The 19,918-nt window shown below is 60.4% G+C and carries 21 protein-coding genes; 19 read left to right on the top strand and 2 right to left on the bottom strand.

The features are described 5' to 3' along the window. Positions 1-73: 73 nt before the first annotated feature. Positions 74-385, bottom strand: coding sequence for a 50S ribosomal protein L21 (gene rplU / locus QZ460_RS09960; RefSeq protein ID WP_015546709.1), 312 nt, complete (start codon positions 383-385; stop codon positions 74-76). A gap of 153 nt (positions 386-538) precedes the next feature. Between rplU and QZ460_RS09955 the strand changes: the two genes are divergently transcribed. From QZ460_RS09955 to QZ460_RS09940, 4 genes are all read left to right on the top strand, one after another. Continuing rightward, a complete protein-coding gene (locus tag QZ460_RS09955) occupies positions 539-907 on the top strand; it encodes a response regulator (RefSeq protein WP_290541429.1) in 369 nt (122 codons plus the stop codon). Continuing rightward, on the top strand, positions 904-1,848 hold the full coding sequence (locus tag QZ460_RS09950) for a hypothetical protein (protein ID WP_290541428.1): 945 nt from the start codon (positions 904-906) through the stop codon (positions 1,846-1,848). Before QZ460_RS09955 ends, QZ460_RS09950 begins: the two co-directional genes overlap by 4 nt. After that, entirely contained in the window at positions 1,845-2,795 is a 951-nt protein-coding gene (locus QZ460_RS09945) for a hypothetical protein (protein WP_290541427.1), read from the top strand. The genes QZ460_RS09950 and QZ460_RS09945 overlap by 4 nt, the downstream gene beginning before the upstream one ends. An 84-nt stretch (positions 2,796-2,879) precedes the next feature. Beyond that, a complete protein-coding gene (locus QZ460_RS09940) occupies positions 2,880-3,725 on the top strand; it encodes a 3'(2'),5'-bisphosphate nucleotidase CysQ (RefSeq protein ID WP_290541426.1) in 846 nt (281 codons plus the stop codon). Between the two features lie 392 nt (positions 3,726-4,117). On the opposite strand, the gene QZ460_RS09935 is transcribed toward QZ460_RS09940, so the two are convergent. Further along, a complete protein-coding gene (locus QZ460_RS09935) occupies positions 4,118-4,372 on the bottom strand; it encodes a hypothetical protein (RefSeq protein ID WP_290541425.1) in 255 nt (84 codons plus the stop codon). Between the two features lie 130 nt (positions 4,373-4,502). Between QZ460_RS09935 and trkA the strand changes: the two genes are divergently transcribed. The 15 genes from trkA to rsxA all read left to right on the top strand — a co-directional run bounded on the left by trkA (position 4,503) and on the right by rsxA (position 19,071). After that, entirely contained in the window at positions 4,503-5,843 is a 1,341-nt protein-coding gene (trkA, locus tag QZ460_RS09930) for a Trk system potassium transporter TrkA (RefSeq protein WP_290541424.1), read from the top strand. A 4-nt stretch (positions 5,844-5,847) separates the two neighbouring features. Continuing rightward, positions 5,848-7,332: a GH3 auxin-responsive promoter family protein gene (locus QZ460_RS09925; RefSeq protein ID WP_290541423.1), complete on the top strand. Its 1,485-nt coding sequence runs from the start codon at positions 5,848-5,850 to the stop codon at positions 7,330-7,332. An 18-nt stretch (positions 7,333-7,350) separates the two neighbouring features. Further along, positions 7,351-7,965: a deoxynucleoside kinase gene (locus QZ460_RS09920; protein WP_290541422.1), complete on the top strand. Its 615-nt coding sequence runs from the start codon at positions 7,351-7,353 to the stop codon at positions 7,963-7,965. A gap of 3 nt (positions 7,966-7,968) precedes the next feature. Beyond that, entirely contained in the window at positions 7,969-9,489 is a 1,521-nt protein-coding gene (locus tag QZ460_RS09915) for an rRNA cytosine-C5-methylase (protein ID WP_366935014.1), read from the top strand. 2 nt (positions 9,490-9,491) lie between these two features. After that, positions 9,492-10,070 carry a MerR family transcriptional regulator gene (locus QZ460_RS09910; protein WP_290541420.1) on the top strand — a complete coding sequence of 193 codons (579 nt, stop codon included), beginning with the start codon at positions 9,492-9,494 and terminating at the stop codon, positions 10,068-10,070. 158 nt (positions 10,071-10,228) lie between these two features. Next, on the top strand, positions 10,229-11,014 hold the full coding sequence (locus QZ460_RS09905) for a Nif3-like dinuclear metal center hexameric protein (RefSeq protein ID WP_290541419.1): 786 nt from the start codon (positions 10,229-10,231) through the stop codon (positions 11,012-11,014). A 23-nt stretch (positions 11,015-11,037) separates the two neighbouring features. Continuing rightward, entirely contained in the window at positions 11,038-11,799 is a 762-nt protein-coding gene (locus tag QZ460_RS09900; RefSeq protein WP_290541418.1) for a C4-type zinc ribbon domain-containing protein, read from the top strand. Between the two features lie 166 nt (positions 11,800-11,965). Then, the gene (locus tag QZ460_RS09895; protein WP_290541417.1) at positions 11,966-13,546 is read left to right on the top strand and encodes an NAD+ synthase; all 1,581 of its coding nucleotides are present in this window, start codon (positions 11,966-11,968) and stop codon (positions 13,544-13,546) included. A gap of 3 nt (positions 13,547-13,549) precedes the next feature. Beyond that, positions 13,550-13,969, top strand: a complete 420-nt coding sequence (locus tag QZ460_RS09890; protein ID WP_290541416.1) for a SoxR reducing system RseC family protein — start codon at positions 13,550-13,552, stop codon at positions 13,967-13,969. After that, complete coding sequence (locus QZ460_RS09885; protein ID WP_290541415.1) at positions 13,969-14,883, top strand: RnfABCDGE type electron transport complex subunit B; 915 nt, start codon at positions 13,969-13,971, stop codon at positions 14,881-14,883. Before QZ460_RS09890 ends, QZ460_RS09885 begins: the two co-directional genes overlap by 1 nt. 17 nt (positions 14,884-14,900) lie before the next feature. After that, positions 14,901-16,247 (top strand): electron transport complex subunit RsxC, encoded by a 1,347-nt coding sequence (rsxC, locus tag QZ460_RS09880; RefSeq protein WP_290541414.1) that lies wholly within the window; start codon positions 14,901-14,903, stop codon positions 16,245-16,247. Between the two features lie 19 nt (positions 16,248-16,266). Next, positions 16,267-17,235 (top strand): RnfABCDGE type electron transport complex subunit D, encoded by a 969-nt coding sequence (locus tag QZ460_RS09875; RefSeq protein ID WP_290541413.1) that lies wholly within the window; start codon positions 16,267-16,269, stop codon positions 17,233-17,235. A 15-nt stretch (positions 17,236-17,250) separates the two neighbouring features. After that, positions 17,251-17,913, top strand: coding sequence for an RnfABCDGE type electron transport complex subunit G (locus QZ460_RS09870; RefSeq protein WP_290541412.1), 663 nt, complete (start codon positions 17,251-17,253; stop codon positions 17,911-17,913). Further along, positions 17,906-18,490 carry an RnfABCDGE type electron transport complex subunit E gene (locus tag QZ460_RS09865; protein WP_290541411.1) on the top strand — a complete coding sequence of 195 codons (585 nt, stop codon included), beginning with the start codon at positions 17,906-17,908 and terminating at the stop codon, positions 18,488-18,490. The genes QZ460_RS09870 and QZ460_RS09865 overlap by 8 nt, the downstream gene beginning before the upstream one ends. Positions 18,491-18,492: 2 nt before the next feature. Continuing rightward, a complete protein-coding gene (gene rsxA, locus QZ460_RS09860) occupies positions 18,493-19,071 on the top strand; it encodes an electron transport complex subunit RsxA (protein ID WP_015546724.1) in 579 nt (192 codons plus the stop codon). Positions 19,072-19,918: the final 847 nt, after the last annotated feature.

The raw sequence follows: 19,918 nt of genomic DNA, 5'->3' as shown, positions 1-19,918 counted from the left end.
TTTCCGACTCACGGCCGTTCTTCGAACTACCTACACCTTTCTTGTGTGCCATGTTGATTCAGTTTTTAAAGGGTTATGCAACGATTTCCTCGACGAGAATCTGCGTGAGGTATTGGCGGTGTCCGTTGCACTTCTGATATCCGGTGCGACGTTTCTTTTTGAACACCAAAACCTTGTCATCCTTCAGATGCTTCAGGATCTTGCACTTCACTGCGGCGCCTTTCACTACAGGTGCGCCGACTTTGACCTGACCGTCGTTGTCTGTGAGCAGGACTTTGTCGAAACTTACGGACGAATTTTCTTCGCCCTGAAGACGGTGAACATAAAGTTTCCGACCTTTTTCAGCTTTAAATTGCTGACCTGCAATCTCTACTATAACGTACATTTAAGTCGATTATGTATTTGACCATAAATTCGGAGTGCAAATATACGCATATTTATCTTATAAACAACACATCCTGCGATTTTTTTTGTTCCGAAGCGGCTCTGGCACGGTTTTGGGCGCGGCAGAAGCAGCCGGCAAAGCCGGCGGAAGGACATGTACCGAATATTGATTGTTTCCGACGAGGAGTTTCTGCGCGACGTGATCCGGCTTTCGCTCGCCGACATGCAGGCCGACGTGCGCTGTGCTTCGGATGTGCCCGCCGTGCGGCGCATGGTCCGTCGCATGCTCTTCGACCTGGTCCTGATCGTGGGGACCTCGGCTTTCTTCACGGGCTGCGACGTGGTGCGCATGCTGCGCCCGGCGGGTTTCAGGCGGCCGCTGGTCTACGTCGTGGCGTGGCAGCACGCCGAGCAGACGGTCTTGAGTCTGCTGGAGTGCGGCGTCAATCAGTATATGACCTTTCCCGTGAGCCTCCAGCGGTTGCGGACAAAGATCGCCAACGCCTTGAACCGACAGTTATGACCGAAACGCTTCTGAAGCTCTATGCGATGTTTGCGGCGGCCGGAACACTCGTCCTGCTGACGCTGCTCGGCACAGCCGAACTCCGGGCCCGGAGACGGCGCGGCCGCGATGCCGTGCTGCGGACGAAATACCTGCGTATCGTGATGCTCTACCTGCTGGCGGGCAAGGGCCCCGTGCCGCGCTTCCCGATGATCCGCCGTTCCGGCGCCCGGCTGCTGCTCGTCGAGACCGTTGCCGGACTTGCCGGCGTCACCTACGGGCTCGATGCCGCGCTCCTGCAGCGCATCGTCGCCGAGTATGGGCTCGATGCCTGGCTGCTCCGCCGCGCGTCCCGCTCCCGGGGCTACCGCCGTGCCCGCTGCCTGTTGCTGCTCTCGCGTCTGCCTGTCGGCCCTGCTGTGGCCGGCGTCGTCGCGCGTTATGCCGGGAGCCGCAACCGCCATGTGCGTTTCCAGACGCTGATGGTGCAGCTTGCGGCCGCCCCCGCAACGGCCCTTCAGTTGATGGCCGAATACCCCGATGCCCTTTCGGCCGGCGAGGTGGAGGAGATCATGGCCCTCCTGCGACGCGGGCTGCTGCCCGTCGCCTACAAACCCCTTATCGGCTCCCCGAACCGCAACCTGCGGATCGTGGGGCTGAATATCGTGCGGCAGTTCGGTATCGAGGAGGCCGAGCGGCCTCTGCTGCGCATCGTCTCCGGGGACGAAGACCCGGAACTGGTGCGCGAGGCCCTCTATACGCTCTGCGCCCTGCACCGTCCGCTGACGCGGCGGGCCGTTTCCGGACGGCTCTCGGCCATGCCTCCCGCCGAGCGCAAGGCCCTGCTGCGCCACGTCGTCGCCGAGGGCTATTCCCCGGGACTGCTCCGGCGGTTGCTCGACAAGCGCGAGCGCCCCTACTACGAATCGCTCGTGCAAACCTATAAACGCAATCTGGCATGAAACTGCTTCTGCTCCTGCTGTTCTCCCTGACGGCGGCATGCACGGTCGTGTTGCTGTCGGCCATCTCCCGGGCCCGCAACAAACGGCTGTTGCTCAATGCCGTGCGCCGGGCCTCCAGTGATGCCCCCGATGCGATCGGCATCTCGGTTCTGTGCAGTGGCGTGACGGATGCCGCGCAGCTTGAAAATCTCCTCTCGCCCGAATACGCGCATTACGAGGTGATCGTGGTGCTCGACGCCCAACGTCATTCCGCGGATTTTGCCGCACTAGTGGCACGCTACCGTATGATCCGCGTCGAGTGGGCCTGCCTGGGCGAACTCGACGTCTCGGGAGTCCGCGCTCTGGGGCGTTCGCGCAGGCGCTGCTTCCGGAGACTGGTGCTCGTCGACCGGGCGTGGGATTCGGCGGCGGGCGATTTCGACGCCGCGGCGGCGGTGGCCACCTACGATTACCTGCTGCCCGTCCGCGCCGGATCTTTCCTGCTGCCCGGAAGCGTCGAGCGGCTCGTCGCCTGCCTGGGCGAAGGACGGTCGGGGAGCCTCGACCTCATACGTTCGCCCCTGGGTGAACCTGCCGTCTTGTTGCGCCGCGAGGCGGTGGTCGTGGCGGGCGGCTTCGGGATGCACCCGATGCGGGGCATTCCCCGCAGCCGGCGGAGGATGCTGTGGGAACCCCTGCTCGCCGCACCGCGCTCCGGAGCCCGGCTCTCGGACGCGTTGCAGGCCGGGGCCCGGATGTCGGGAGCGTTGCGCGGACTGGCTGCGGTGTCGCTCGCCGCGGCTTTTGCCGCTGCGGCAGCTGTGGGGTGGTGGACCTCCGCCGCCGCACTTGCGACCCTCGCGCTGGTGTGGGCCGGCGGGGAGTGTGCCGCGCGGCTCGCTGGCGGCGCGGTCTTTCCGCCCTCTGGAGGCCTCACGGCATGGAGACGTCTTTTCGGACACGATTAAGGCTTGGAAAATTTTTCGATCTCATAAATTCTTGTTATCTTTACCATGGCAATAAAGATTACCGATTCCAAAATACGAGTTACGATGATTAACGACAAGGTGAGAATGTATCTGCTGCCGCCGCTTTTCAATGCGGCAGTCAGAGCCGGAGCCTCTATCATGCGCGTTTACAAGAATCTCGACGATTACGATATAAGTATCAAGGACGACAAAACCCCGATCACACTGGCCGACCGCGTTGCGCACAAGACCATCCGCGAATACCTCGGTCCCACGCGCATTCCGATTCTTTCGGAGGAGGGCCGGGAGATGCGCTACGATGAGCGTCGCAACTGGGAACTCTACTGGCTGGTCGATCCGCTGGACGGCACGGTCGAATTTATCAAGGGCAACAACGAATTTACGGTCAATATCGCCCTGATGGAGAACAACATCTGCATGGGGGCTGTCATTTATGTTCCCTATTTCGAAAAGATGTACATTGCGGGCCGCGATTCGGGCTCGTACCTCAAGGAACATATCGCGCCGGATGCCTCTGCGGAGTATACCTACGACGAGATCGTCCACAATTGGATGCCCCTGCCGCTGACCGGGGAGGGGCACCACGACCATCCGCTCGTGGCCCTTTCGCGTTCGCACCAGACTCCCGAGACACAGGAGCATGTGGCCCGCCTCCGCGAGCGTCACCCCGATCTGGAGATCATCGAGCAGGGCAGTTCCTATAAGTTCTGCCTGCTGGCCGAAGGGCGTGTCGACTACTACGTCCGCACGACGCACACCTACGAGTGGGACACGGCGGCCGGGGAGCTGATTCTCTCCGAGGCGGGGGGCAGCACCCGCACGCTTCCCGACGACCGGGAGCTGCGCTATAACGAGGAGGATCTGCGCAATCCGTGGTTCGTCTGCCGGTCGAAGTTCTGCCCGTTGTAACGGGGCGTGTCGGCATTTTCCGGATTTCGGCTCATCCCGTCGGGTGAACTACCGAACCGGGCGCGGAAACTGACCGAACCGGCCGATGCCTCCGGCCCTGCCGCTAATTTTCGGGGCTGCCGCTAATTATTTCTGGGGCTGTCGATGTTTTCGGGGATTGTTGGTGCTTCCCGATCTGGGCGGAGTTTTCGGGGGGGCTGATGCCTCCGGCTTCTGTCTGCGCCTCCGACCCGACTGATGCCTGTAGCCCTTGTCTGTGGCTTCGACCCGGCCGATGTCTGTGGCTCCTGTCTGCGCCTCCGGCCCGGCCCCTGCCGAGGAAAAATTGGGGCTCCGTGGCCCTCCCCCTCCGCCGGAAGTGCCGCTCGGGCTGTTTGTGAGGACCGTTCGGACTATTTGTGTTCGATATCGCAGGCTCCGCAGTTGCCCGAGCAGCCCGCAGGCTGACCGCCGGAGCAGTCGGCTCCGCCGTCCGCCTCGCGCGTCTCGTGCACGGCGCATTTGATGCCGAGGTTCTGCATGTTTTTATTGGTCGATATCTCCGAGTCGATGTTGTGTCCCTTGATCATCAGCGTGAGAGACATGCCCAGCACGAACAGCCCGACGGCGAGTATGGCGCAAAGCAGAACGATTAACCATGTTGGCATAGGATTCCGTTTTTTTTACGATCCGAAATTTGTGGTTTCGGGGACAAATGTATACATTTGTAAGATAAATTGCAAAAATGTTGCCCGGGTATTCCGGGCAGCATCTTGTGCTGACAAAACTGAGGTAACTATGAAAATCGTGATAGCGGGTGCCGGCGAGATGGGCAGTCACCTGGCGCGCATGCTCAGCGGCAACGGCCACGACATCACCATTATCGACAGCGACCAGAAACTGCTCTCCGAGGTCGGCAGCCTGGCCGATGTGATCACCGTCGAGGGCGACTCGACGACTTTCGCCGTGCTGCGCGAGGCTTCGGTGCGCAAGTGCGACCTGTTCATCGCCGTCAACCACGAGGAGAACGACAACATTGTGGCGGCGATGCTGGCCAAGAAGCTCGGTGCGCGAAAATCCATCGCCCGCATCGACAACAACGAATACCTCGAACCCAACAACAAGGAGATGTTCATCGACATGGGCATCGACTACCTGTTCTACCCCGAGAAAGTCGCGGCCCGCGAGGTGATCAACCTGCTGGGGCACACCTCGACCACGGAGTATGTAGACTTTTCGAGCGGGAAACTCTCGCTCGTGGTTTTCCGCCTCGAGCCGGCCTCGCCGCTGGTGGGGAAGGTGCTCACGGGCTTCGACGACGACCAGGCGCCGTTGAGCTACCGCACGGTGGCCATCACGCGCGGCGGTCAGACGATCATTCCGCGCGAGGGCGAGCAGTTCATGGAGGGCGACGTGATCTATGTCATCGCGCGGCAGGACGCCGTGCGGGAGGTGATGGAGTTCTCGGGCCAGTCGAACATCGAGATCAAGAACATGATGATCCTCGGGGGGTCGCGCATCGGCATCCGCATCGCCTTCGAGCTGCAGGACGAGGTGAACATCAAACTGATCGACTACAATGCCGACAAGGCCTACCGTCTGGCCGAGGCGCTCGACAAGACGCTGATCATCAACGAGGACGGCCGCAATACCGAAGCGATGATGGAGGAGGGTCTTTCGAACATGGACGCCTTCGTTGCCGTGACGGGCCGCAGCGAGACCAACATCCTTGCGGCGATGCTGGCCAAGCGCATGGGGGTCAAGAAGGTGATCGCCGAGGTCGAGAATCTCAATTACATAAACCTCGCCGAGTCGATCGGCATCGACACGATCATCAACAAGAAGCTGGTTACCGCATCGAACATTTTCCGCTTCACGATGTCGACCGACGTGCAGGCCATCAAATGCCTGACGGGGAGCGACGCCGAGGTGCTGGAGTTCATCGTGAAACCCAATTCCCCGGCCACGAAGGTGCGGATCAAGGACCTGGGGCTTCCCGAGGATACGATCATCGGCGGCATCGTCCGCGGCGACAAGGTCTTCATTGCCGTCGACAACATGGAAATAATCCCCTACGACCGCGTGGTGGTCTTCGCCATGCCCGGGTCGGTGGGGAAGGTAGGGTATTATTTTAATTAGCGTAATGTCCTTTCGCAATCTCATTCTCAAGGCCTGGTTCTCGCAGCGCGAGCGGGCCATCGACCGATTTCGCCGCCATCCTGCCCAGACGCAGGCGCGGATGTTCCGACAGCTGCTGCGGCGGGGGCGCTTCTCGGAGTTCGGCGACCGCTACAACCTGCGCCATATCCGTTCGGTGGAGCAGTTTCAGTCGCAGGTGGAGACGTTCGACTACGAGACCTTCAAACCCTATATCGAACGGATGATGGAGGGCGTGCGTAGCGTCACGGCTCCGGGGCGGGTTTCGCTCTTCGCCCGTTCGTCGGGGACGACCTCCGACCGGAGCAAATACATCCCCGTGACGAAGGAGTCGCTGTGGTGGAACCATACGCAGGGCATGCGCGACGTGGCGACGGTCTTTTCGGCCAACAATCCGAAGACCCGGGTTTTCGAGGGCAAGACCCTGACGCTCGGCGGCTCGTGCTGCCGCGAGGGGCGCAACCTGGTCGGCGACCTTTCGGCGCTGCTGATCAGCGAGACAACCTTCTGGAGCGGCTGGTTCCGGGCTCCGCGGATCGAGACGGCGATCCTTCCCGATTTCGACGAGAAGTGCACCGCCATCTGCCGCGAGTGTGTCGGCGAACCGATCACCTCCTTTGCGGGAGTCCCGTCGTGGAACCTGGCGCTGATGCGCCGCGTGCTGGAGTATACGGGCAAGCAAAATCTGCTGGAGGTGTGGCCCCGGCTGGAGATGTTCGCCCACGGGGGTGTGGAATTCGCACCCTACCGGAAGACGTTCGAGGAGCTGATACCCTCGGAGCGGATGAAATACATGGAGACCTACAACGCCTCGGAGGGATTCTTCGCCATGGCCGACGACCCGGCGCGCAGCGACATGCTGCTGATGCTGGACTACGGGACCTTCTTTGAGTTCCGCCGCGGAACGCAGATCGTGCCGCTCGAGGGTGTGGAGTGCGGAAAGGTCTACGCCGTGCTGATCACCTCGAACAATGGTCTGTGGCGTTACGAGATCGGCGATACGGTGGAATTCACCTCGACGAATCCCTACCGCATCCGCTTTGCGGGGCGCACGCGACAGTATATCAATGTCTTCGGCGAGGAGCTGATCGTCGACAATGCCGAACACGCCCTGCTGGCCGCCTGCCGGAAGACGGGTGCCGTCGTGAGCGAATACAGCGTCGCGCCGTGCTACATGTCGCTCCGCGAGCGGGGCGCACACGAGTGGATCGTGGAGTTCGAACGCGAGCCGGAGAGCCTCGACCGTTTCGCCGGGATCCTCGACGAGGAACTGCGGGCCGTCAATTCGGACTACGATGCCAAGCGGATGACCTCGCTCGAGCGCCAGCGGCTGCGGGTCGTGGAGCGGGGGCGGTTCCTCGCGTGGATGCGCGCGCGGGGCAAGAACAAGGTCCCGCGGCTGGTGAACGACCGCCGTGTGGCCGACGAGATACTGGCTTTTGGCGCTGAGCCGGCCGGAATGAAGAGATAACAAACACCTGTAACTGCCATGTATATAGCCATAGCCGGAAATATCGGGAGCGGCAAGACGACGCTCACCCAGATCCTTACGAAGCGTTACGACGCCAAGTGCTACCTCGAGGAGTGCGACAATCCCTATATCGGCGACTTCTACGAGGATATGAACCGCTGGGCGTTCAATCTTCAGATTTCGTTCCTCGGGAGCCGCATCCAGCAGACGATGGACATGCTCTCTGACTGCAAGTCGGGGGTGATCTTCCAGGACCGCACGATCTACGAGGATGCGCACATCTTCGCCGACAACCTGCATGAAATGGGCCTGATGGCCACGCGCGACATCGAGACCTACATGAAGCTTTTCGGGCTGGTGACGACGCTCATCCCCAAACCCGACCTGCTGATCTACCTCAAGGCGAGTGTTCCGACGCTCATTTCGCAGATCCGCAAGCGCGGCCGCGAGTATGAGATGAACATCGATGAACTCTACCTCAAGCGGCTGAATAACAAATACAACCACTGGATCGAAAGCATTTACGACGGCGAGGTGCTCGTCGTGGACAAGGACCACGAGGATTTCGTCTCGGATCCGGCGGTTCTGGAACGGATCTGTGCGCGCCTCGATGCGCTCAAAGCGAAGAAATAGCACATGATGCTGCCTGAGAAATTCGTGGATCGGGTCCTGCGCGACCTCGGGGAGACGGAGGGGGCTGCCCTCTGTGCGGCGCTCGATGCGGAGCCGCCGGTCTCGGTGCGCCTGAACCCGGCCAAAACCGGGCCTGAGACTGCGGCCGCCGGATGCGGAGCCGAACAGCCCGCCGGACCCGACACGGAATCCGACTCCGGATGCAATGCCACCCCCGCTGCCGGATGCGACGCCAACCCCGTGGCTGAACCCGACGCCGGGCATCCCGGGCCGGGGACTGCGGAACTTCCGGCTCTGACGATCGCCGGATGTGTGCCTTGGTGCCGCGAGGGGCGTTACCTGGCCGTGCGCCCGGCCTTCACGCTCGATCCCGACTTCCACGCTGGGGCCTATTACGTCCAGGAGGCTTCGTCTCAGTTTGTGGGGCATCTGCTCGCAGCGGTCCCCACCCAAGGGGCGCGCATCCTCGACCTGTGTGCGGCTCCGGGCGGCAAGACGACGCTCTACGCTTCGCTGGCTGGCCCCGACGGACTGGTCGTCGCCAACGAGATCGACCGCCGCCGTGCCTCGGTGCTGGCGGACAACGTGCGCAAGTGGGGTACGGGCAACGTGGCCGTCACGACCTGCGAGCCGCGTGCGCTGGGCGATTTCGAGGCCTGGTTCGACGTGGTGGCCGTCGATGCCCCCTGCTCGGGCGAGGGTATGTTCCGCAAGGATCCCGACGCCCGCGGCGAGTGGAGCGAAGGCCACGTGAAGCTGTGCGCCGCACGGCAGGATGACATCCTGCGCGAGGCGTGGCGGGCGCTGCGTCCGGGCGGCACGCTCGTTTACAGCACCTGCACGTTCAACCGCGACGAGGACGAAGGCTCGCTGGAGCGCATGGCGGCCTGGGCCGGCGACGAGATCGTCGCATCGGAAGCGATGCCTGTGGAGGATGCGTGGGGTATCGTCTGCGGACGCGTCGGAGCATTCCGCACGTTCCGGTTCTATCCCCACCGGGCCTGCGGCGAGGGATTCTTCGCTGCCGTGGCCCGAAAATCGTTCGATGCCGGGGGCCGCGTGCGTACTCCGAAGGCACGCCGCACGCCGTTTGCTGCTGTCGACCGGAAAACCTCCGGCGAACTGGCACGCTGGGTGCAGCATCCCGACAGGATGCGCTTCGCGGCGGTGGCCGACACCTGCTATGCCTGGTATGCGGCGCAGGCCGACGCCGTGCGGATGCTCTCCGAGGCGCTGCCCGTGATCTACTCGGGCGTGGCACTGGGACAGGTGTTCAAGGGGGTGCTGAAACCCGACCCCGCGCTGGCCTTTTTCGACGGACTGAACCGCGGGGCGCTGCCCGTGGCGGAACTGGACGGGGAGGAGGTGCTGCGCTTCCTGCGCCGGCAGGAGATCGCCGCCGGGGGACTGGCCGAGGGGATGAACCTCATCTGCTCGCGGGGGCGTGCACTGGGATTCGCCAAGCGGATCGGTGTGCGGGTGAATAACCTGTATCCCAACTCATTGCGAATTATAAAACAATAAATATGGCCGATAAACTTTTTTATTCGATGGGCGAGGTGGCCGAGATGTTCGACGTCAATACGTCGTTGATTCGCCATTGGGAGTCGCAGTTCAGCATCCTCCGCCCGAAGCGCAACAAGAAAGGCAACCGCCTCTTTTCTCCGGAGGATGTCGGGAATCTGAAGATGATCTACCACCTGGTCAAGGAGCGCGGCATGACGCTCGAAGGGGCCAAGAAGGCGCTCCGGAAAGCACCCTCCGAGAGCGGTGTGAACCGCGATGCCGAACTGATGGAGCGCCTGCAGCGCATCCGCTCCCTGCTGGTCGAGGTGCGTGAGGACCTGAAGGTCGGGGAGGGTGAGATCGTGACCGCTTCGGATTCCGATATGGCCGATGCCGCTGCTGCCGAGACACCCGCGCGCCGCCGCCGGGCCAGGGCCGTGGTGAAGATCGATGAACCGTCGGACGAGGCCGCCGGGGATGCCGCCGGAGAGGGCTCCGCACAGCCTGCCGCCAAACGCTCCGCCCGCAGACCCCGCCGCAAGAAGGAGGAGGTCGAAAACAAGGAACTGTTTGCGTTTTACGAACAGTCGTTGTTTTAGAGACCCGCATTCCGACCCGGAGTTGCGTTTGGAGATCGGGGCGCATGCGCCGGGGCTCTCGCGGGGTTGAGGCCGGGCAGATCGGCAAATGCCGCCCCAGGCGGCGATGAAGAGCGGGAGGGAAATTCAAAGGTGAATCATCTAATTCATTCATTCGTATGTTTATCAAGCAAATAACCGACATCATCGAACGCTTTGCCCTACTTGAGTGGCAGGAGTCGTATGATAATGCGGGACTTATCGTCGGGCGCCCCGACGACGAGGTCCACAAGGCCCTGCTGGCCGTGGACGTCACGGAGGAGGTGCTGGACGAGGCCGAGGCCGAAGGCTGCGATCTGGTGATCACGCACCATCCGATCGTCTTCCGCGCGCTCAAACGCTTCAATTCGGCCGATCCCGTCGAGCGGTGCGTCGAGCGGGCCATCCGCAGCCGGATTGCGCTCTACGCCTGCCACACCAACCTTGACAGCGCCCCGGGGGGTATGAGCTGGCGGCTGGCCGAAATGCTGGGCGTGGGCAACCTCCGGGTACTCCAGCCTTCGGGCGCCGGGGACGGCGCCGGATTCGGGGTTACGGGTGAATTGCCGGAAGCGGTTGATACTGTGGAGTTTATGCGCTTTATACAACAGCGGCTTGAGGTGAGCGTCGTACGGCACAGTGACATAGCGACTTCCGAGGTGCGCCGCGTGGCGGTCTGCACCGGGTCCGGGGCCTCGCTGATCGGCGAAGCCCGCCGTGCCGGAGCCGACATCTACATCACCGCCGACATGAAGTACAACGACTTCATGACACCCGACAAGGCCCTCACGGTGGCGGATATAGGCCATTTTGAGAGCGAATATTGCGCAATTCAATTAATATTTGATATTTTGTCGAAAAATTTATGTACCTTTGCGGTTCGCAAGAGTGAACGCTCGCGCAATCCGGTAAACTATCTGGTTTAAGTCTAAAACTATAAAGACACGATATGGCAACGCAAAAGAAGACGGCCGATGTCGATTATTCGATGCAGGAGAAGATCATGGCGCTCTATGAACTGCAGAAGATCGATAGCAAGATCGACGAAATCAACAAGGTGAAAGGCGAACTGCCTCTCGAGGTTCAGGATCTCGAGGATGAGATGGCCGGGATGAAAACCCGCGTCGAACACATCAACGCCGAGATTGAGGAGCTCAACACGCTGACCAAGCAGCGCAAACGGGAGGTCGACCAGGCTAAAATCATGATCGGCAACTACAAAGAGCAGCAGAACAACGTGCGCAACAACCGCGAGTTCGATGCCATCACCAAGGAGATCGAGTATCAGGAGCTCGAAATCGAACTGGCCGAGAAACGTCTGAAGGAGTATTCGGCCGGCGTGAAAGCCAAGAAACTCCAGCTGGAGGAGGCCGAAAACCTCTCCGTGGAGCGCGCTAACGACCTGACGGCCAAGAAGGCCGAACTGGAGGGTATCGAGGCCGAGACCGCTCCGCTGGTGGCCGAATACGCCGCGCAGGGCGAGCGGGTCAAGGAGAAGATCGACGAGCGCCTGCTGGTGGCCTACGACCGCATCCGCCGCAACGTCCGCAACGGACTGGCGGTGGTAACCGTCAAGCGCGACGCCTGCGGAGGCTGCTTCAACCGCATCCCGCCCCAGCGTCAGGTGGACATCCGCCAGGGCAAGAAGATCATTATCTGCGAATACTGCGGCCGCATCCTCGTCGCCGATCCCGACGAGACGCAGGAGTAGCAACAGAACAAAACCTCGAAAGGCTTCCGGAAATCCGGGAGCTTTTTGTTTTTAAAGATTTTTGTAAATGCGAGAATGTTAATTTATTAACATTGAAAATCCTTTCGACTTTTACAAATAATCCTTAACTTTGCAAAGTTGTAATTTCCGGACTTAATTTATTCGCATGAAAATAGCCATAGCTCAGCTGAATTACACGATTGGAGACGTCGACGGCAACGCCTCGAAGATTATCGATTCCATTCAAAAGGCGAAAGCGCAGCATGCCGACCTGGTGATTTTCGCCGAACAGGCCGTGAGCGGAACCCCCGCTTTCGATCTGTTGCGCAAAACAACCTTCCTCGAACTCTGCGAGGAGGCGCTGGTCGAAATAGCCTCGTGCTGCGACGGCATTGCCGCCATCGTCGGCCTTCCGGTCCTTACGGCGCAGGGAACGATCAGCGCCGCGGCGCTGATCCAGGACCGCAAAGTGCTGCGCTACATCGGCAAGAAATACATCACGGCGCGTCGCGAAATGGGATTTCTGGTCCCCTCGAAAGGCTATGAGTATGCCACGATCAAGGGCCATAAGTGTGCGATCATCGTGGGCGACGATTTGAGCCGCGAGCGCGATTTCGACCACTCGGTCGAAACGGTCATCTCGATCAATGCCCGCAAATACGGCAGGGGCACCATGACCTATCGCTATGAGATCATGCGCAACCTGGCTTTCGTCGAGAGCAAGAACCTCGTGCTGGTCAATCAGGTCGGCGGCTCGACCGACATCGTCTATGACGGCACGTCGGGGGCGCTGAACAACCGCGGCGAACTGGTGCTGATGATGAAGAATTTCGAGGAGGATTTCCAGATTTTCGATACCGAGGCCAAGGTGACGCCGATCACCATTCACGCCACCTACAACGACCGCACGCGTCTGGTCTACGAGGCGGCCCGCTGCGGACTGAGGGATTTCTTCCGCAAGAACGGCTACCGGAAGGCCTCGATCGGACTTTCAGGTGGCATCGACTCGGCCGTGGTGGCCTCGATCGCCGCCGATGCGCTGGGGGCGGAGAATGTCCGCGCGCTGCTGATGCCCTCGCCCTTCTCGTCGCTCGAGTCGGTGGAGGATGCCAAGGAGCTGGCGCGCAATCTCGGCATCGAATACAACGTCATTCCGATTTCGGAAATCTATACCAGCATGGTGAACACCCTCAAGCCGGTTATCGGCGGCACGGAGTTCGATGCCACGGAGGAGAATATCCAGACCCGTATCCGCACGGTGCTGCTGATGGCGCTCCAGAACAAGACGGACTACATCCTGCTGAACTCCTCGAACAAGAGCGAGAACGCTCTGGGGCTCTGCACCCTGTATGGCGATACGGCAGGCGCTTTCAGCCCCACGGGCGACCTCTACAAGAGCGAAATGTACGACCTGGCACGCTATATCAACCGGACGCAGGGCGACCCGATTCCCGAAAGCATCCTGACCAAGGAGCCCTCGTCGGAACTGCATCCCGGACAGAAGGACAGCGACATCCTGCCTCCCTACGAGGTGGTGGACACCATCCTCTTCCGCATGATCGAGGAGGGACAGCACCGCGAGGAGATCGTCAACGCGGGATTCGACTCGGCGGTGGTGGAGAAAATCCACGCCATGATCATGCGCAACGAGAAGAAACGCTACCAGTTTCCGCCCGTGTTGCGGCTTTCGGCTTGCTCGTTCGGACATGAGCGGCTGATGCCCCTCACCAACAAATACGGAGATTAGGGCGTGGCGGAGCTGATCGAACACCGCGGCGTGGTGGAACGCACGGAGCGTGACACGGTCTATGTGAGGATCACCTCCCGGAGCGCCTGCGGTGCCTGCAAGGCCCGTCAGGCGTGTGGCCTGGCCGAGGCGCAGGACAAGATCGTCGTCGTGGCGACTCCCCGGGCCGGGCTGTATGCTGCCGGCGAAGAGGTGATGGTCGGCGTGAGGCGGAGTGCCGGGGTGCGCGCCGTCGTGCTGGCCTACGTCGGCGCACTGGCCGTGCTGCTGGCCGTGCTGGTCGAGACGATCGTCCTGGCCGGCTGGAGCGAAGGGGCGGGCGCCCTCGCCGCTATTGCGGGCGTGGGCGTTTATTACGGCATGCTGTGGCTCTTCCGACACAAAATCGAACACACAATTCAATTTACAATAACAAAAATCTGATGGAAGTATTACTTTACACGATCCTGACGCTGTGTGCGCTGGGAGTGTTTTCGGCGGTAATCCTCTATTTCGTGGCCCAGAAATTCCGGGTCGAGGAGGATCCGCGGATCGACGAGGTGGAGAAGATGCTCCCCGGGGCCAACTGCGGCGGCTGCGGATTTGCAGGTTGTCGGGGCATGGCCGATGCTTTGGTGAAGCGCGACGATATCTCGGCGCTCTTCTGCCCCGTGGGCGGCGGCGACTGTATGAAGGCTGTGGCGGCATACCTCGGAAAAGCCGCTGCCGAAAAGCAGCCCGAAGTGGCGACCGTCCGCTGCGGCGGCACGTGCGAGAAGCGTCCGCGCACCAACGAGTACAACGGCGCCAAGTCGTGTGCCGTGGCTTCGGCGCTCTATGTGGGCGAGACGGGATGTGCGTTCGGCTGTCTCGGATTCGGCGACTGCGTCGTGGCATGTGCCTTCGACGCCATTCACATCAATCCGAAAACGGGACTTCCGGAGGTCGATGCCGACAAGTGCACGGCCTGCGGCGCCTGTGTGAAGGCTTGTCCGAAAATGATCATCGAACTGCGCAAGAAATGGCCCAAGAACCGTGCGGTCTACGTGTCGTGTGTGTCGAAGGACAAGGGTGCCATGGTGATGAAGGCCTGCAAGGCCGGGTGTATCGGCTGCGGCAAGTGTGCGAAAGTCTGCCCCTTCGGTGCCATCACCGTGGAGAACAACCTCGCATATATCGATCCGCAGAAGTGTAAACTCTGTCGCAAGTGTGTGAACGAATGTCCTACGGGAGCCATCCGGCTCGTCGGCATGGAACCGCTGCCCAAGGCCCCCAAGGCCCCGGCTGCTCCGAAGGCTCCGGTGAGCGTTGTCGCTCCGAAGGCGGAAAATGCACCCGTCGCTAACAAAGAATCGTAAAACAAGGATTTCCAACTATGAAGACATTTCCAATGGGCGGAGTCCATCCGTCGGAAAACAAGTTGAGCTGCGCCAAACCGATCGAGGTCCTGCCGCTGCCCGACGTGGTGACGATTCCCCTCGCACAGCACATCGGCGCCCCGGCCGTGGCCAAGGTCGCCAAAGGCGACAAGGTACTTACGGGCCAGCTCATCGCCGAAGCCGGCAGTTTCATGTCGGCAAACATCCACGCTCCGATTTCGGGAACGGTGACGGCGGTCGATATGGCCGTCAACGGCCAGGGCCTGCGTCAGATGATGATCACCATCAAGCGCGAGGGCGACGACTGGGTCGAGAGCATCGACCGTTCGGACGCTCTGGTGAAGGAGTGCCCGTTCTCGGCGCAGGAGATCATCGCCAAGATCAAGGACGCCGGCATCGTCGGCATGGGCGGTGCCACGTTTCCCACGCACGTGAAACTCTCGGTGCCTCCCGGAAAGAAGGCCGAGTGTGTCATCATCAACGGTGTGGAGTGCGAACCCTATCTTACGTCGGACCACCGCACGATGCTCGAACTCGGCGAGGAACTGGTCGTCGGCGTCACGATTCTGATGAAGGCCGTGGGCGTCGAGAAAGCCTATATCGGCATCGAGAACAACAAACCCGACGCCATTGCGCATCTGACGAAGATCGCAGCCGAATACAAGGGCATCGAGGTCGTGCCTCTGAAGGTGATGTATCCGCAGGGTGGTGAGAAACAGCTGATTGCAGCCGTGACGGGGCGTCAGGTGCCGCCGCCGCCCGCACTGCCGATCGACGTGGGGGCTGTGGTGTGCAACGCCTCGACGACCGTGGCCGTCTATCGGGCCGTGATGAAGAACAAACCGCTGATCGAGCGTGTGGTGACCGTCACGGGCAAGAACGTGAAGGAGCCGAAGAACCTGCTGACCCGTATGGGAACGCCGATCGCGGCGCTGATCGAGGCCGCGGGTGGCCTGCCCGAAGATGCGGGCAAGGTGATCAACGGCGGTCCGATGATGGGTCGGGCGATGGTGAACCTCGAATCGCCCGTGACGAAGGGCTGCTCGGGAATCACCGTCATGTCGGGACGCGACGCTGTGCGCCGCGAGGCGACGCAGTGCATCAAGTGTGCCAAGTGCGTGGCCGCCTGCCCGATGGGTCTGGAGCCCTATTACCTCGCGAAGATGACCCGCAAGAAGGGCTGGGAGGAGCTGGAGCAGCTGATGATCACCTCGTGCATCGAGTGCGGATGCTGCCAGTCGACGTGTCCGGCCTATCTGCCGCTGCTGGACTGGGTGCGCCTGGGTAAGCAGACCGTGATGGGGATGATCCGTGCACGTGCAGCGGCTGCACCGAAAAAGTAAATGAAAAAACAGTACAGATATGGCTAATAAACTCATTGTGGCTCCCGCACCCCACGTGCAGACGGCCCAGTCGACAACCCGGATCATGCGCGACGTTGTGATCGCACTGATGCCCGCGCTGGTCGTGTCGACGGTGGTCTTCGGAGTGGATGTGCTGCGCGTTACGGCCCTTTCCGTGGCGGCGTGCGTGGCGATCGAATACCTGATTCAGAAATTCTTGGTCCGCGGTGCGGACACCATTGGCAACTGGTCGGCCGTGGTGACCGGCGTGCTGCTGGCATTCAACCTCCCGGCCTCGATCCCCTGGTGGATCGTCGTGATGGGCGCCTTCGTGGCTATCGCCGTCGCCAAGATGACCTTCGGCGGACTGGGTAAGAACCCCTTCAACCCCGCACTGGTGGGACGTGTGTTCCTGCTGATCGCCTATCCGGTGCAGATGACTACCTGGCCGCTGCCCGTGAACGGTTCGTTCGACGTGCTGTCGGGCGCTACGCCGCTGGCTGTCGTGAAGCAGGGGCTGGCCAGCCCCGGAGCCATCGGCATGCAGGGAATGCTGATGGGCAACATCCCCGGGTCGCTGGGCGAGGTGGCTGCGGCTGCCCTGTTGTGCGGTTTCGTCTACCTGCTGTGGCGCCGCGTGATCACGTGGCATATTCCCGTGACGGTGCTCGCGACGATGGCCGTGTTCGCCTTTGTCGTGGCGCTGTGCAGCCAACAGACGGGAGAGGCGCTGTGGTCGCTGCCGCTGTTCCACGTGCTCGCCGGTGGTGCAATGCTCGGCGCGATCTTCATGGCCACGGACTATTCGTCCTCGCCGATGACCGTTCAGGGCGGTGTGATCTTCGCCGTGGGAATCGGACTGATCACCATGTGCATCCGTCTGTGGGGCGCCTATCCCGAGGGTATGTCGTTTGCGATCCTGATCATGAACGCCTGCGTGCCCCTGATCAACAAATATGTCAAACCCAAGCGCTTCGGCGTGAAATAAGGAGGAGGTGACAGCATGAAAAGTACTCTTTTGAACATGACGGCCGTCCTCTTCGGCATCACCCTTGTGGCTTCGGCCGGAGTGGGCTTCGTCAATATGATTACCGTGGAGCCGATCGCGGCGGCCAAGGAGGCCGCAACGCTGGCGGCCTTGAACGAGGTGCTCCCCGCATTCGATGAGACGACGACCCGGGAGCTGACCATCGACGACCTGCCGATCACGGTTTACATGGCGACGGCCGGGGGCAGCGTGAGCGGCTATGCCGTGCAGTCGATGACCAAGCAGGGATTCGGCGGTGTGGTGCGCCTGATGGTGGGCTTCACTCCCGAAGGCGAAGTCGTGAATGTCAATGTGTTGGATCAGACCGAGACACCGGGTCTCGGAACCAAGATGGCCGACGAGGGCAATGTCCTGCTCACGAGCGTCAAGGGGCAGAAACTCGAGTCGAAGAAGCTCGTAAACGGCAAACTGGCCGTGACGAAGGATGGCGGTGACGTCGATGCGCTGACTGCCGCAACGATCTCGTCGCGTGCCTATGTCGATGCGATCAATCGTGCGTGGATGGCTTACAAGAGCGTGGCAACGGGCGGTACTCCGGCCGAGGCGCTCTCCGGGGCGACGGCTACCGCCGAACAAACCAACGAGCCCGAGGCTCAGGAAGGAGGTCAAAATGAATAAACTGCAAATTATATCGAGCGGCATCATCAGGAACAACCCGACATTCGTGCTGGTGCTGGGCATGTGCCCCACGCTGGGTACGACGACGTCGGCCGGAAACGGCATGGGTATGGGCCTGGCGACGATGGCCGTGCTGATCATGTCGAACCTCGTGATTTCGCTGATCAAGAACATCATTCCCGACAAGGTCCGCATCCCGGCGTTCATCGTCGTGATCGCCTCGTTCGTGACGATCATCCAGATGCTGATGCAGGCCTATGTGCCGGCTCTGTACGGTGCGCTGGGTGTCTTCATCCCGCTGATCGTGGTGAACTGCATCATCCTCGGCCGCGCCGAGGCCTTCGCGTCGAAGAATTCCCCGCTGGACTCGATCCTCGACGGTGTGGGCATCGGCCTGGGCTTTACGCTGGCGCTGACGGTGATCGGTGCCGTGCGCGAGATTCTGGGCAGCGGCGCCATCTTCGGATTCAACCTCGGATTTGCGGACGTCGCTCCGCTGATCTTCGTGCTGGCCCCGGGTGCATTCCTGGTGCTGGGTTATCTGATGGTATTGTTTAACAAATTAGCCAAGAAGTAGTTATGGAGCTTTCCTATTTTGCAATCATCATTGGCGCCATCTTCGTCAACAACGTCGTGCTGGCGCAGTTCCTCGGCATCTGCCCCTTTCTGGGCGTGTCGTCGAAAGTCGAGACTTCGCTGGGCATGGGGGCTGCCGTAACCTTCGTGATGGCCATTGCGGCCGTCGTGGCGTGGCTGATTCAGACCTATGTGCTCGTGCCGCTGGACATCGTCTACATGCAGACGATCGTCTTCATCCTCGTGATCGCGGCTCTTGTGCAGATGGTCGAGATCATGCTCAAGAAACTCTCGCCGTCGCTCTACCAGGCGCTGGGTATCTTCCTGCCCCTGATCACTACGAACTGTGCCGTGCTGGGCGTCGCGATCCTGATGATCCAGAAGGAGTTCAACCTGTTGCAGAGCGTCACCTATTCGGTGGCCACGGCCCTCGGTTTCGCCCTGGCGCTGGTGCTCTTTGCGGGTATTCGCGAGCGTCTCGATTTCGAGGACGTACCCAAGGCGTTCAAGGGCATTCCTATTGCGCTGATCACGGCCGGCATTCTGGCCATGGCGTTTATGGGATTCTCCGGACTGGTTTGATTCTCGGATCGTGAGCGGTGATTTCCGCAGATCCTTTAAATCCCCGGGCGGGGCATACTCCGCTGCGGCCTATTCCCATTCAGATAGAGTTGTAACTTGGAAAGTTATGACTCTATCTGCATATGGGGGAGGTGGGTTGGAACGGGTAGGGGCATTTGTTTGCGGCGGCTTTTCGTCTGTCGAACGGATTGGGGCGGGACGAACCGATTCCGGGGCCAATTCCGGGACCGATTCAGAGGGTGTGTTTCGGTGAATATCGAGAAGATGTGTGCTACCTCTTTCGATTTAGCGAGGTCCAAGAGCTGTTATCAGGAATTTTGATCTCGATATGGTGCTTGATTTCGAATTATTGGAGGATGCTTGAACGATGGCGGAGCAATAAAAATCCATCAGATATGAATTTGTATATTTTCGATATCCTGGGGGGCGGGGGCGATTGGTTTTCCGATTGTGAAATAGGCTGAAGTTGATTGATAGATCGGGTATATATGGCATTGAGATAGCCCTCTTCGGTGTTGGTGCAGATCGGTGATCAATAGGTATGCTTACCGGACATTGATCTCTTTGGAATGTCGATCGTGAAGTCGTTTCTGCATTGGTAAAAAGAGAGGTCCTTCGGAGCACTTTTTGCTCCGAAGGCGGATTCATCCGAATTGGGGCATACGGGATAAAATTCGGAGCTTGAAAATACAAGAGTTGTCAATTATCCCTGTTGTCCAACCCTTTCAACGAATCAATTCAAAATAATCCGTGTCTGATACCGGTTCAAGGTTGTGCACAGTATGCCTTCCGAAAAGAGTAAATCCCAGCCTTTGTCTTGATTGAAATCAGATTGGAACACAGACCG

Origin of the sequence: Alistipes sp. (genome assembly GCF_020026455.1) — a bacterium.
GTDB lineage: Bacteria > Bacteroidota > Bacteroidia > Bacteroidales > Rikenellaceae > Alistipes.
The sequence above is the reverse complement of the archived record's forward strand: the minus strand, read 5'-3'. Positions and strand labels throughout refer to the sequence as shown.

Coding starts and splice junctions, on each gene's coding strand:
- QZ460_RS09900 (WP_290541418.1), top strand. CDS start 11,038: ATGGCAACGCAAAAGAAGACGGCCGATGTCGATTATTCGATGCAGGAG.
- rplU (WP_015546709.1), bottom strand. CDS start 385: ATGTACGTTATAGTAGAGATTGCAGGTCAGCAATTTAAAGCTGAAAAA.
- QZ460_RS09925 (WP_290541423.1), top strand. CDS start 5,848: ATGTCCTTTCGCAATCTCATTCTCAAGGCCTGGTTCTCGCAGCGCGAG.
- QZ460_RS09885 (WP_290541415.1), top strand. CDS start 13,969: ATGGAAGTATTACTTTACACGATCCTGACGCTGTGTGCGCTGGGAGTG.
- QZ460_RS09935 (WP_290541425.1), bottom strand. CDS start 4,372: ATGCCAACATGGTTAATCGTTCTGCTTTGCGCCATACTCGCCGTCGGG.
- QZ460_RS09875 (WP_290541413.1), top strand. CDS start 16,267: ATGGCTAATAAACTCATTGTGGCTCCCGCACCCCACGTGCAGACGGCC.
- rsxC (WP_290541414.1), top strand. CDS start 14,901: ATGAAGACATTTCCAATGGGCGGAGTCCATCCGTCGGAAAACAAGTTG.
- QZ460_RS09955 (WP_290541429.1), top strand. CDS start 539: ATGTACCGAATATTGATTGTTTCCGACGAGGAGTTTCTGCGCGACGTG.
- QZ460_RS09905 (WP_290541419.1), top strand. CDS start 10,229: ATGTTTATCAAGCAAATAACCGACATCATCGAACGCTTTGCCCTACTT.
- trkA (WP_290541424.1), top strand. CDS start 4,503: ATGAAAATCGTGATAGCGGGTGCCGGCGAGATGGGCAGTCACCTGGCG.
- rsxA (WP_015546724.1), top strand. CDS start 18,493: ATGGAGCTTTCCTATTTTGCAATCATCATTGGCGCCATCTTCGTCAAC.
- QZ460_RS09920 (WP_290541422.1), top strand. CDS start 7,351: ATGTATATAGCCATAGCCGGAAATATCGGGAGCGGCAAGACGACGCTC.
- QZ460_RS09865 (WP_290541411.1), top strand. CDS start 17,906: ATGAATAAACTGCAAATTATATCGAGCGGCATCATCAGGAACAACCCG.
- QZ460_RS09895 (WP_290541417.1), top strand. CDS start 11,966: ATGAAAATAGCCATAGCTCAGCTGAATTACACGATTGGAGACGTCGAC.
- QZ460_RS09940 (WP_290541426.1), top strand. CDS start 2,880: ATGATTAACGACAAGGTGAGAATGTATCTGCTGCCGCCGCTTTTCAAT.
- QZ460_RS09950 (WP_290541428.1), top strand. CDS start 904: ATGACCGAAACGCTTCTGAAGCTCTATGCGATGTTTGCGGCGGCCGGA.
- QZ460_RS09870 (WP_290541412.1), top strand. CDS start 17,251: ATGAAAAGTACTCTTTTGAACATGACGGCCGTCCTCTTCGGCATCACC.
- QZ460_RS09915 (WP_366935014.1), top strand. CDS start 7,969: ATGATGCTGCCTGAGAAATTCGTGGATCGGGTCCTGCGCGACCTCGGG.
- QZ460_RS09945 (WP_290541427.1), top strand. CDS start 1,845: ATGAAACTGCTTCTGCTCCTGCTGTTCTCCCTGACGGCGGCATGCACG.
- QZ460_RS09910 (WP_290541420.1), top strand. CDS start 9,492: ATGGCCGATAAACTTTTTTATTCGATGGGCGAGGTGGCCGAGATGTTC.